The organism is Flavobacterium sp., assembly GCF_040402955.1.
GTDB lineage: Bacteria > Bacteroidota > Bacteroidia > Flavobacteriales > Flavobacteriaceae > Flavobacterium.
The window spans coordinates 41,649-54,763 of record NZ_JBBALQ010000002.1 but is presented as its reverse complement, the minus strand read 5'-3'; the positions used below and the strand labels follow the sequence as shown (position 1 = coordinate 54,763).

Sequence of the window (13,115 nt, the reverse complement as noted above, 5' to 3'; positions counted from 1 at the left end):
ATAAGGGTTTAATTTGGTTTTGTATAATGTATAACTAATTTTAATTTTTTAGATGCGTCTGCGGCACCAGGATTTGTACCATGAAGTACCACACCTTGTTGCTCCATAATTGAGGCTACAGGAAAATATTCGATATCATCGGTAGACACAGTTGGTGTATTGTTCACATCAAAAGGTGATTTAAAATAATAACTATTACTGTAATTAATATTTTCTGTAACAGTAAGACCTAATCTTACATTTTTTCTCAAATCGGCATTCGTGCTATTAATTACGTTATCAATGTGTTCCGTAATTCTGATTTTATATTTAATTCCTTTTTTGTTTGAAGTATCGTCACGTTCAATAATTCCACCAAAAATTAATTTGTTATATTTTGTATTTGAATTTGTTGTAGCATCAAAAGTATAATCTATTAAAGGTCTTTGGTTGGTAGCATCAAATAAATATAATCTTTCCGCTTCTAACTGATTGGCGCCTGCCATTTCGGTTTTATCAATGTAAAACTCTAAATATGCTTCGTTAATTAACCAGCCATTCAATCGTAATTGATCCAATTCATCGGAAATACCATTAGATCCTGAAATCAATTGCCCATTTAACGGTTTTAAAACATCTGTAGATCCAAAAATATCCATATAAACAACTGAACCTTTTCCTCCTTTTAGATACAATTTAGAATCGGAACCAAATGTTGGGTTGGTAGCGGAGGCGTTTAATCCTGAATTATAAGCACCTGAATAAGAATAATCTTGTAATGAAACTGAATTTGAGCCAGAACCTGCACCAAAATTTAATACCAAAGTTTTAGATGTAGCAGCGGTTCCTGCAACAGCACCATCATTTATAGAGCTATAATTTACATTTAATTTAGCATTTGAAAAATTAAGCATAGCCATAGCACCTTCTTCGCCTGGAAGTTGCTCCATTTTAAAATATAATCCTTTAAAATATTGTTTAAATTCGTTGTTGTTAATTAGGTTTGCACTTCCAGCTTCTAATATTCTTTTCTTAAAAAAAGCTTTATTTAAAGTTAAATATATACCCGGTGCTAAACGTTCCTTAACTACTCGTAATGACACATCATTTTGATTGGCTAACACTACATCATTTGCATCAATATATTCCAAAACACCTGTTGTGGTATTGAATTTTGTTTTATAAACTATAATTTCTGCTTTGTTAAAAAAGAACTGGTCATTTTCTGTGGTACTTGGACTATCATTTAAACGTGTTCCGTTTTGTACAGGATTTCCACTGCCGTCATTTCCTATTTTTTGATTCTCAAAATTAATTAGAGCTCCATTTGCAGAGCCGTCAGAAAAATAGCGTTGAGCTGATTGAGAATTATCTAATGGGTTAAATGAATTTAGATAATAACCGTTTTCATAAACGCTTAATTTCATTTTGCTTTCTTTGTTTGTTCCATAAACAGATTGCAAAGCATATACTTTTGAACCATCTGAATTAGTACTTTCTACGTTACTAAAATAAGGCACATACAAAGTTACATTTTCTACTTGAACACTGGTTCCGAATGTAGGTTGTTGAATTGCCAATGACACTTGTGAAACAAAATTTGCTTTAGTAACGCCAAAATATGGATTATTATAAATACCTAAAGGATTAACAGGCAAGTTATTGGTTTGCACTTCCTCTGTTTTTACAGAGTAGGCCTTCAATTGCGCTTCATGAGAACTGAAATCAAAATGTTCATCACCTACTAAATCGGATCCAATCGTATTAAAATCTTGGTCACAAGAAATAAATACCATTGCAAAAACTAAAAATAAAACGGTTATGTGCTTTTTCATTGTAATTATTGTAATTTATTTTTTAAAAAATCTAAATATGTTTCTTTAAACAATTCTTTCGGGGTGAAAGGTAAAAAAGGTTTTTTTGAAGTTTCTATATATTTTGTTAAATCTGCCGACAAGTTTTCTGAAGCAATAATTAGTGCGTCTGAATGATCAATTGTTGCCATCATTAAATTAGTAAAACCAGGCTCTTTGTATTTAGAGATAGCTTCTTGTGGTAAATTATCGTAGGCTAATTTTGTAATCAATTCCGCATCAAGCATTCCCTCAAAATCTGTAGCGTAAATAGATGTAATAATTTTTGTGTCTCCAAAAATACCCTCGTCTTTATAATAATGTTTTAAATATACAGGCAACAAAGAAGCCATCCAACCGTGAACATGAATAATATCAGGAACCCAATTTAATTTTTTTACTGTTTCTACTACTCCTTTTGCAAAGAAAATAGCTCTTTCGTCATTATCTGGATACAACACACCTTCTTCGTCAGAAAAAGTAGCTTTTCTTTTAAAATATTCGTCGTTATCAATAAAATAAACTTGAATTCTTTCTTTTGGTATTGATGCAACTTTAATAATTAAAGGCATATCCATATCATTCACTACCAAATTCATCCCAGAAAGACGAATTACCTCATGTAATTGATGTCTGCGTTCATTAATATTCCCGTATCTTGGCATAAAAATTCTTATCTGCCCTCCTACTTCATTTATCATTTTCGGCAACTCATAAGAATGTAGTGATACTTCGTTTTCTGCTAAATAAGGCACTACTTCAGATGATACATATAATATCCTCTTGTCATTCATATAATAAATGTTATGTTTTTGTTTAATATGCAAAATTATAAAAATTTATGGACTTAACTACTAAAATAGTAAGTTTGCACTTTATAATATTATAATATGCCTGTTTTTCAAACACAAAATGCGCTTCAAATTGAATTAAAAAAAGGACAAAATCAATCAAAAAAAATTGGTTTTGTACCTACAATGGGCGCTTTACACAAAGGACATCTTTCATTATTAGAAGAATCAGTATCTGAAAATGAAATTACCGTTTTGAGCATTTTTGTAAATCCAACGCAGTTTAATAATGCTGATGATTTAAAAAAATATCCAAGAACGTTAGAAAAAGATGTAGAACTTGTTAAAAAATTAAACAAAAACATACTTATTTACGCCCCAAGTGTTTCAGATATTTATGAAGGCAATACCATTTCTGCTTCTTTTGATTACGACGGATTAGAACATCAAATGGAAGGCAAACATCGACCGGGGCATTTTGATGGAGTGGGAACAATTGTTAAAAAATTATTTGAAATTGTGAACCCAACACATGCCTATTTTGGCGAAAAAGATTTTCAGCAATTGCAAATTGTAAGAAAATTGGTTACAAAATACAAAATTCCAGTCAATGTAATTCCTTGTGAAATTCACAGAGAATCTAGTGGTTTAGCCATGAGCAGCCGTAATGAACGCCTTTCTGAAAATGCCCGAAATGAATCGAAATTAATTCACCAAATTCTTTTGGAAGCCAAAGATAAATTTATGCTAAAGTCAGCTCAAGAAGTTACTCGTTTTGTGGTGCAAGAATTTAAAAAACACAAAAATTTTACTTTAGAATATTTTGAAATTGCCGATGAAGAAACACTTTTAACGTGTAAAAGAAAAACAAAAAGTAAAAATTACAGAGGGTTTATTGCTGTTTTTATTGAAAATATTCGATTAATTGATAATATTTCGTTAAAATAAATTATAAAATTTACTTGAATTAATTAACTTTGCCGCATGCAAATACAAGTAGTAAAATCTAAGATACACAGAGTTTCTGTTACTGGAGCCGATTTAAATTATATTGGAAGTATTACAATTGACGAAGCTTTACTAGAAGCGGCCAATATTGTTGAGGGTGAAAAAGTGGCAATTGTGAATGTAAATAATGGAGAACGATTGGAAACTTATGCTATTAAAGGGCCAAGAAATACAGGCGAAATTACTTTAAATGGACCTGCGGCACGAAAAGTACATCGTGGTGATATTATTATTATTATTGCGTATGGAATAATTGACTTTGAAGAAGCAAAAACCTTCAAACCTTGCCTTGTTTTTCCTAATGAAAAAGATAATTCTTTAACCTAGTTTTGAAAGCAAAAATAAAAAAAATAATTGGTATACTTTTGCCTCTGTGTATTGGTTTTGGCATCATGTATTACCAATTCAATACCATGTCGCAAGACCAAATAGAAAAAACTAAAGTAACGTTTTTAAAAGCGGATTATTTTTATATTTTTTTATCTTTAGTAATTTCTGTGATAAGTTGTTGGTCAAGGTCGTACAGATGGAAATTTGCCCTAAATCATCTTGGATATACCACAAAATTTAGAAATGATTTTTTTACCGTTTGCGTGTCCTATTTAGTCAATCTTACAATTCCTAGAAGTGGAGAAATTACACGAGCTGTTGTTTTAAAAAAATACGAAGATGTGCCGTTTGACAAAGGATTTGGAACTATAGTAGCTGAAAGAGTTGTAGATTCATTGATTTTCTTATTGTTCCTTTGTGTAGGATTTGTGTTGCAATTTGATAAAATATATCAATTTTTATTAGATAATAATTTTAATTTTAATAAAATAATTTTTATTGCAATAACAGGACTTGTGCTTTTTATTGTAAGTATTTTAATTTGGAAATTTTCTAAATTGAATTTTATTTTAAAGCTTAAAAATAAATTATCTGGATTGACAGAAGGCATTTTAAGTATTTATAAAATGAAAAAGAAATGGGCGTACATTTTCCATTCCTTTTTAATTTGGTTTTCATACTTAGCCATGTTTTATGTTACTATATTTGCATTACCAGAAACCGAAAATATTAGTTTTGATATTGTAATTATGGGCTTTATTTTTGGAACTTTCGCCGTTGGATTTTCTCCTGGTGGTTTAGGTGCCTTCCCTTATGCAATAGCTTCAATATTTCTTTTATACGGAATTCCTACAGAGATAGGAACTGCATTTGGCTATTTGGTTTGGACATCTCAAACGCTTTTAACTATTGTATTGGGTTTGATATCTTATATATTATTACCTGTTTTAAATAAAAAATAAGTAGTATATTGCTACATTATTAAACCAATTACAAATGAAAATCAAATGTACCCTGCTATTTTTAATGGTTTCTATTTCCTTGTTTTCACAAAAAGTGGAAGAGAAAATACAATCTAAAAAACTTAACGAAGAACGAAATTTTTCTGTTATTCTACCAGCTTCATACGAAAACAGTCCCGAGAAAAAATATCCCATTTTAGTTTTATTAGATGGTGAATATTTAGCCGATCCGTTTTCAGGAATTTTAAAATATGGGAACTATTGGGACGATTTGCCTGAAATAATTATTGTTGCGATAAATCAAAAATATGGCGAAACTCGTTTTAACGATAGCAATTATGGTGAAGATGGCTTACCCGCAAAATCAGGTGCTAAGTTTTTTGAATTTATAGGATTTGAATTATTGCCATACATGCAACAAAAATACCGAACACTTCCATTTAGGATGATAGCAGGACATGATACAACTGCAGGATTTTTAAATTTTTATTTATTTAAAGACGACCCAATTTTTAATGCTTACATTTCTATTTCACCAGAAATGGCTCCAGAAATGGAAGTTCGTGTTGCAGAAAGATTGTCTAAAATACAAAAACCGGTGTTTTATTATCATGCCACATCAAAAGCAGATTTAGATGAAATTCAAGAAAACACAAAAAAACTAGATGATGTTGCAAAAGAAATTAAAAATACGAATCTAAACTACCGATATGATGTTTTTCAAAACACCTCGCATTATTCATTAGTTGCCGAAGCTATTCCAAGTGCATTTTACTTTATTTTCAATGGTTATCAACCTATTTCAAAATTAGAATTTAACGAAAAAATATTGAAATTAGAAAGTGGCTATGCTCAATATTTAATTGATAAATATGATAATATTGAGAAAAAAATTGGGTTAAAAGTTCAACCTCGATATTCAGATTTTAAAGCCATTGAAGCTGCAATACTTAAAAACAAAGCGTATTCAGATTTTGAAATTTTAGGTGCGTATGCCGATAAACAATTTCCAAAAACCATGTTAGGAACATATCACAGAGGGTTGTATTTTGAAAAAATTGGGGATTACAAAAGAGCCGCTAAAGAATATCAAAATGCTTATGCCAAATCAGAAATTGGTGACCTAACTAAAAATTATATCTTAGATCGTGCAGAAGCCTTAAAATCTAAAAAAGAAGAACCAAAACAAGAAATTGAAGAATCTGCGCCAGTGGAAACACCTACTGAAGCTCCAAAAAAAGACGAATAATTTCGAAAAAAAAACTACTATGGATTTGAAGTCCATAAGTTTGGTTGTCAGACTAAAAGTCTGCACAGCTTTATAGTTTTTTTGACACAAATTAGCACGAATTAATTTGTGAAATTCGTGTCATAATTTTTAGAATATGCAAGGGAAATTCCCTGAAGTGAATAGTTTTAACTATTTTTGAAACCAATAAAAACACAAATGGCTAAATTAAAAACTTCCTTCTTTTGCCAAAGTTGCGGCACCAACTATGCTAAATGGCTTGGACAATGCACGTCTTGCAAGCAATGGAACACGATTGTAGAAGAAATTATTCAGAAAGAAGAAAAACAAGCCTGGCGAAGCACGACTTCTGAATCAAAAAAAGTAGCGAAACCTTTAAAAATTAACGAAATTTCCACCTCGGAAGAAGTACGAATGAATACCACTGATGGCGAATTAAACCGCGTTTTAGGTGGCGGATTGGTGCCAGGTTCTCTTACCCTACTGGGCGGCGAACCAGGAATTGGAAAAAGCACACTTTTACTTCAAATTTCATTAAAATTACCTTATAAAACACTTTATGTTTCGGGAGAAGAAAGTCAGAAACAAATAAAAATGCGTGCTGAAAGAATTACTGGTCAAACGGATAATTGTTTTATTTTAACCGAAACCAAAACACAAAATATATTTCGACAAATAGAAGAAATTGAGCCTCAAGTTGTAATTATCGATTCTATTCAAACCTTACATACCGAATATATTGAATCTTCTGCAGGAAGCATTTCACAGATTAGAGAATGTACTGCAGAACTAATAAAATTTGCTAAAGAAACCAACGTTCCTGTCATTTTAATTGGCCACATTACCAAAGACGGCACCATTGCAGGGCCGAAAATTTTAGAACACATGGTAGATACTGTTTTACAATTTGAAGGCGATCGAAATCATGTATACAGAATTCTACGAGCTTTGAAAAATCGTTTTGGTTCAACTGCCGAATTGGGCATATACGAAATGTTAGGAAACGGCTTACGCGAAGTTAGTAATCCATCGGAAATATTAATTTCTAATAAAGATAATTATCTATCTGGCACAGCAATTGCAACTACAATAGAAGGAATGCGCCCGTTAATGATAGAAATTCAAGCCTTAGTTTCCACAGCAGTTTATGGTACTCCTCAACGTAGCACAACCGGTTATAACCTGAAAAGATTAAATATGATTTTAGCTGTTTTAGAAAAACGAGCAGGATTCCGTTTGGGAGCTAAAGACGTGTTTTTGAACATTACAGGTGGTATCAATGTGGACGATCCGGCAATTGATTTGGCTGTAGTTGCGGCAATATTATCTTCTAATGAAGACATTACGATTGATAAAGATTTTTGTTTTGCTGGTGAAGTAGGTTTAACAGGCGAAATTCGTCCCGTAAATAAAGTAGAACAACGCATACAAGAAGCTGAAAAATTAGGTTTTTCGACCATTTTCGTATCCAAACACAATAAAATTAATCCAAAAGATTTTAAAATTGATGTGCGATTGGTTAGTAAAATTGAAGATTTGGTGGAACAATTGTTCGGATAAAACAAACCCTCATTCTTAAACTTAAAATATATGAAAAAAAGTATCTTAACTATTTGCTTATTGGTCTCTGCAATTGCATTCGCACAAAAACCAATTTTTACTTCTGCTAAAACAAAAGCGGCTACTGTTTATTTTTCTGGCGCTGAAATAACACAGAGTACTTCGGTAAATTTACCTGTAGGAACAAGTGAAATCGTTATAAAAAATGTAGCGGATTATTTAAATGAAAACACCGTACAAATTGCTGCACCTAAAAGCGTAACCGTTTTATCTGTTCAATTTTCAGATAATTATGTTTCTGAATACGAACTTGATGAAAGTAATCCGGCTATTAAAAGAGTTCGAGATAGTATAACCTTTGTTCAAAAAGAACTTAAAAAAATACAAATCGATAAAAATTCGCACCAACAGACCATCGAAATGTTAGATAAAAACAAAGAAATTCGTGGTGCAAATTCTGGTTTAAATGTAGCAGAATTAATGAAACTTGTTGAATATTACAAAACAAAAAGAATTGAATTGGACAATGCTGTTCTGTTGCTTGCAGAAAAAGAAACAAAATGGAACAAAAGACTTGACGAATTAAACAATAAACTGGAAATTAATACCCAAAATGAAGAAAAAATATCTGAAGGGAAACTAATTTTACAAGTAATGAATGAAGTAGCTGGAAATGTAAATTTAGACATTTCTTATATTACCAATTCGGCTTCTTGGCAACCATTTTACGATTTACGAGCAGAAAATATAACTGCTTCAATTGAGCTTGCATACAAAGCAAAAGTAAGTCAAAACACGGGCATTGACTGGAAAAAAGTAAAACTTATCCTTTCAAGTGGCAATCCAAATCAAAATAACGTAGCGCCTTTATTACAAGCTTGGTTTTTAAGTTATGGGAAAGATAAAGAATTTGAAAACAGACCCAATGCATCTGTTATAGCGTCTTTGCAAGGAACGGCCCCAGGTTTATCAATTATATCATCAAGCGGAACTCCGGGTTCGGCAAAATTTGATGGATATATCAGAGGTGCTTCCTCAATTAATGGAGATACAGACCCTTTAATCATAATTAATGGCATTCCTTCAACTAATGAAGAATTTAGAAACCTTAACCAAAATAATATAAAAAGTGTTAATGTTTTAAAAGATGCTGCTGGCACTAATGTTTACGGAAATCGCGGTAAAAACGGAGTTGTTTTGATAACAACAAAAAATATGAATGATTATACCACAATTGAAGAACAAGAATTAAATGTCTCTTTCGATATTGATATCCCGTATGATATATTATCTAATGGAAAAGCACATAGCGTATCCTTGAAAGATATTAAAATTCCAGCAACTTATAAGTATTATGCGGCACCAAAAGTAGAAAAAGAAGCCTTTTTATTGGCTGAATTAAATGATTATGCAAAATATAATTTATTACCTGGTGAGGCAAATATTGTTTTCGAAGGGATGTATGTTGGAAAAACGACGATAAATCCGAACCAAACGCAAGATACTTTAAATTTAAGTTTGGGTAGAGATAAAAAAATCTCGATTAAACGTGAAAGAATAACAGACAAATCGGGAACTAAATTTTTATCTTCATATAAAGAGCAAACCTTTACTTATGATATTACGGTTAGAAACAACAAAAAAGAAGAAATTAATATGTTGTTAAAAGACCAATATCCATTAAGTACAGATAAAGAAATAACTGTTGAACTTTTAGATAAAGATGGAGCAAAAGTAAATGAAGAAACAGGTGTTTTGAGTTGGGAAATTAAATTGAGACCAAATGAAACAAAAAAATATAGAATCAGTTACAAAGTGAAATATCCAAAAGATAAAGTGATTGGGAACTTGTAAATGACTAAATCCTATATAGTTTTAAAAAAAATGAGAGTTTACATAACTCTCATTTTTTTTATTCATACATTTTATTACCGATTTAAACTTCTATTTTAAAGTATTTAAATAATTTACCAAAAGCAGTAATTCTTTCTCATCATTAAGAGAAATTTTGTTTGATTTTAAAAAAGCCGATATTTCCTTCTCATAATTAGGAAATAATCCCAAGAGATCTTTGTTTTTTTTCGGCATTTCAACTATAGATTTATCTGATAATCCAATAAAGTATAATTTTTCACCCTTTTTAAAATGAGAAGGTATCGGTTCTGAATAAGCATTTGATGCATCAGCATACGGAACATAAACAATTACTTCTTTTGTATAAAAATTTATATTTTTATTAGAGGTTTCCATTCCCAAAAAACCTTTTTTAGATACGTTTTCAGAATTATAATTTAAGTAGCTATAAACTTTGTTAATAGTAGGTATTTTTATTACAGCATAATCTTGAGGAACTAAAGCGTATACTTTATCATTCTTTTTAAATTCTAATTCATCTAAAACTACATTGTATCTAACCGGAAGAATGGTTGCAACCGTGTCTGTAAGACGAATCTGACCATCATAAAAGTTTTCATCAGCATAAGCCGATCCACTTACTTCTTTAATTTTTATGGTTGACTTTACTTCTCTTGTTAAATCCCAAGATGCAAATTGACTGGTTTCTCGGCCAACAGATTGAACTTGAGAGTAACCTGAAAATGAAATTGACAGAATAAACAATAATATAGGCTTCATAGTTTTTATTTTAAGATTAAGAGGGAGTAAAAATAGTGTTTTTATTTGAAATTTAAAATAAGAATAAAAAAATTAAGGCGCTGGGTTTGGAATTAATTCATGAATTTTATTGATTTCGTCAAAAACAGCATCGGTTAATAGTACCTCAAACGCATTGATATTTTCTTCAAGTTGGTCAATTGTGGTAGCGCCAATTATGGTTGAAGTCACAAATTCTTGATGGTTGACAAAGGCAATTGCCATTTCAGTTATGGTTAAGCCCAAACTATGTGCTAAATCTTGGTATAATTTTGTAGCTTTAAAACAATTTCCGTTTGAATAACGTACAAAATTTGGAAATAATTTCATTCGAGAATTTTCTGGAATTCCATTTAAATATTTACCAGATAAAAATCCAAAACCTAATGGTGAATAAGCTAATAAACCAACATTTTCCCGCATTCCAATTTCAGACAAACCCACTTCATATAAACGATTTAACAAAGAAAATGGATTTTGAATGGTGGCAATTCTAGGTAAATTATGTTTTTCACTTTCCATTAAAAACTTCATCACACCCCACGGGTTTTCATTTGAAATACCAATATGTTTTATTTTTCCTTCTTTAATTAAACCATCAAAAACAGTTAAAACTTCAAAAATATTTTCTTGCCAATGGGTATCTAATTTTTCTACCCCTCTTTTTTGAAACATATTCATTACTCGCTCCGGCCAATGCGTTTGATATAAATCGATGTAATCCGTTTGTAAATTTTTTAAACTTAATTCTACCGCTTCGGTAAGGCTTTTTTTAGAGAAATCCAATGGTTTACGAATGTAATCCATACCTCTATTTGGTCCTGCAATTTTAGTGGCTATCACTAAATCATCTCTTTTATGTTTGTTTTTAGCAAACCAAGTTCCAATAAAACGTTCTGTACTTCCAAAAATATGTTCGTTGCCGCCAATAGGATACATTTCGGCTGTATCGATAAAATTAATACCACGTTCTGTAGCGTAATCTAATTGAAAATGGGATTCCGCTTCGGTATTTTGATTTCCGAATGTCATTGTTCCTAAACAAGCTTTGCTGACTTTTAAATTGGTATTTGGTAGCGTAGTGAATTTCATTATAAAAATGTATTGAATGACGAAGTTACAAAGTTTAAAAAAGAGAAGAGCATAAGTGATATAGATTTTATTTATTTCAAGATATCCTCTATAATTTTTAAATGATGTTTGGTGTGAATCGTTAAAAATTTTTTGGTTTGTTTTACATTTAAATCCTTAAAAAAAGGATGATTAAAAAACTGATTTTCAGAAAAAGAATCCAGTTTTAAAACATTATTTCTGGCCGCTTCTAGTTTTGCGAGTAGTTCCTCTTGAGTAGCAACCTGATTTGGAATTACCACTTTTGGCGCTTGTGCTTTACCTCTTGGAATTTTACCTGTTGTAAAAACCATAAATTTAGGAAAGGTCCATTTGGGTTTAAATTTAGATGGCTCTGAAATTTCTATATGACCAATAATGCCATTTATAACCAACAAACAATGGTCTATTTGCCAGCCAATAGTACTATTTGAAACCTTCATATTTGTTTTTTCAAAATTAGAAATATGATTTTCTAATTGCTGAAGTAATGGAAGAAATGAGTTCATATTTTATGAAATAAGAAAGTTGCCTAAAAAAATAATTTCCTCTTAGGCAACTTTAATTATTAAATTGAATCTTACAATTCGTTTAACAACTTAGACAATTCGTCTAATTTTGGTGTTAAAATAAATTCGATTCTACGGTTTTTTGCTTTTCCTTCTGCCGTTTCATTTGAGAATAAAGGTGCGAATTCTCCACGACCAGCTGCTGTTAAATTTTCTTTTTTAACTTTGGCATTAGCCGATAAAATGGTTACAATTGCTGTTGCACGTTTGGTAGATAAATCCCAGTTATTTTCTACACCACCACCTATAGAACCAACGATTTTATCATTATCTGTATGTCCTTCAATAAGTACCGAAATATCAGTATTATCACCTAACACTTTTCCTACTAAATCAACCGCTTTTTTACCTTCTGTTCCAACAGTCCAACTTCCTGATTCGAAAAGTAATTTGTTTTCCATAGAAACATACACTTTTCCATCTCTTTCAGTAACGGTTAAACCTTTTCCTTCAAACGCTTTAAGGGATTTAGATAAGGTTTCTTTCAGTTTTTTCATAGCCGCTTCTTTGTCGGCCATAATTTTTTCTAATTCTGCTAAACGCGTAGATGATTTTAATAAATCGGCTTTCAATTTATTTAATTTATCTTGTTCAGCACCCATTGCTTTTTGTTTGGCTTCTAATTCGGCTAACAATTCACGATTTTTTTTGATATTCGCATCTAATGCTTCATTGCTATCTTTTTCTAATGCATCGTAAGACGATTTTAAATTGTCTAAACTTTTCTTAGTAGCGGCGTAATCAGCAGCTAATTTATCGCGTTCCGCCTTTAATTTTTCTGCTTCCGATTTATATTTGTTTAAATCGGTTTGCAAAGTAGAATTATTGGTTTTTAATCCTTCATTTTCATCTGCTAACGCGTTGCGTTCTTTTTTTAAATCCGCAAACTTGTTTTCTAAATCTTGATAGATTTTTTTGGAAACACAAGATGTACTCAAACTTAATATTGCAAGTCCTAATGTGATTTTTCTTATCATCTTTTTATATATATTTGATTCTGTTCGAATCGGTTATTATTATTTACTTTAGACGTTTCTTTTTCTAATTTGGTT

The 13,115-nt window shown here is 31.0% G+C and carries 12 protein-coding genes; 6 read left to right on the top strand and 6 right to left on the bottom strand.

From position 1 onward, the window contains the following. Nucleotides 1-8: 8 nt before the first annotated feature. Nucleotides 9-1,814, bottom strand: a complete 1,806-nt coding sequence (gene bamH / locus ABWP78_RS01460) for a BamH family beta-barrel-assembly machinery protein (protein ID WP_353168229.1) — start codon at nucleotides 1,812-1,814, stop codon at nucleotides 9-11. 5 nt (nucleotides 1,815-1,819) lie between these two features. Beyond that, nucleotides 1,820-2,626: a glycogen/starch synthase gene (locus tag ABWP78_RS01455; RefSeq protein WP_353168227.1), complete on the bottom strand. Its 807-nt coding sequence runs from the start codon at nucleotides 2,624-2,626 to the stop codon at nucleotides 1,820-1,822. A gap of 96 nt (nucleotides 2,627-2,722) precedes the next feature. Here ABWP78_RS01455 and panC point away from each other — a divergent pair, with 96 nt between their 5' ends. From panC to ABWP78_RS01425, 6 genes are all read left to right on the top strand, one after another. Continuing rightward, nucleotides 2,723-3,571 carry a pantoate--beta-alanine ligase gene (gene panC, locus ABWP78_RS01450; protein WP_353168225.1) on the top strand — a complete coding sequence of 283 codons (849 nt, stop codon included), beginning with the start codon at nucleotides 2,723-2,725 and terminating at the stop codon, nucleotides 3,569-3,571. Between the two features lie 36 nt (nucleotides 3,572-3,607). After that, nucleotides 3,608-3,958 carry an aspartate 1-decarboxylase gene (panD, locus tag ABWP78_RS01445; protein ID WP_166075636.1) on the top strand — a complete coding sequence of 117 codons (351 nt, stop codon included), beginning with the start codon at nucleotides 3,608-3,610 and terminating at the stop codon, nucleotides 3,956-3,958. 2 nt (nucleotides 3,959-3,960) lie between these two features. Further along, complete coding sequence (locus ABWP78_RS01440; RefSeq protein ID WP_353168223.1) at nucleotides 3,961-4,923, top strand: lysylphosphatidylglycerol synthase transmembrane domain-containing protein; 963 nt, start codon at nucleotides 3,961-3,963, stop codon at nucleotides 4,921-4,923. 34 nt (nucleotides 4,924-4,957) lie between these two features. Next, entirely contained in the window at nucleotides 4,958-6,172 is a 1,215-nt protein-coding gene (locus tag ABWP78_RS01435; RefSeq protein ID WP_353168221.1) for an alpha/beta hydrolase, read from the top strand. A gap of 198 nt (nucleotides 6,173-6,370) precedes the next feature. After that, entirely contained in the window at nucleotides 6,371-7,732 is a 1,362-nt protein-coding gene (gene radA / locus ABWP78_RS01430; protein WP_353168219.1) for a DNA repair protein RadA, read from the top strand. A 30-nt stretch (nucleotides 7,733-7,762) separates the two neighbouring features. Next, nucleotides 7,763-9,586: a DUF4139 domain-containing protein gene (locus ABWP78_RS01425; RefSeq protein WP_353168218.1), complete on the top strand. Its 1,824-nt coding sequence runs from the start codon at nucleotides 7,763-7,765 to the stop codon at nucleotides 9,584-9,586. 90 nt (nucleotides 9,587-9,676) lie between these two features. On the opposite strand, the gene ABWP78_RS01420 is transcribed toward ABWP78_RS01425, so the two are convergent. The 4 genes from ABWP78_RS01420 to ABWP78_RS01405 all read right to left on the bottom strand — a co-directional run bounded on the left by ABWP78_RS01420 (nucleotide 9,677) and on the right by ABWP78_RS01405 (nucleotide 13,040). Then, nucleotides 9,677-10,366, bottom strand: a complete 690-nt coding sequence (locus ABWP78_RS01420) for a hypothetical protein (protein ID WP_353168215.1) — start codon at nucleotides 10,364-10,366, stop codon at nucleotides 9,677-9,679. A 72-nt stretch (nucleotides 10,367-10,438) separates the two neighbouring features. Continuing rightward, complete coding sequence (locus ABWP78_RS01415) at nucleotides 10,439-11,476, bottom strand: aldo/keto reductase (protein ID WP_353168213.1); 1,038 nt, start codon at nucleotides 11,474-11,476, stop codon at nucleotides 10,439-10,441. Nucleotides 11,477-11,547: 71 nt separating this feature from the next. Further along, nucleotides 11,548-12,003 carry a DinB family protein gene (locus tag ABWP78_RS01410; RefSeq protein ID WP_353168211.1) on the bottom strand — a complete coding sequence of 152 codons (456 nt, stop codon included), beginning with the start codon at nucleotides 12,001-12,003 and terminating at the stop codon, nucleotides 11,548-11,550. A 71-nt stretch (nucleotides 12,004-12,074) separates the two neighbouring features. Beyond that, nucleotides 12,075-13,040 carry an OmpA family protein gene (locus ABWP78_RS01405; RefSeq protein ID WP_353168209.1) on the bottom strand — a complete coding sequence of 322 codons (966 nt, stop codon included), beginning with the start codon at nucleotides 13,038-13,040 and terminating at the stop codon, nucleotides 12,075-12,077. Nucleotides 13,041-13,115 lie beyond the last annotated feature (75 nt).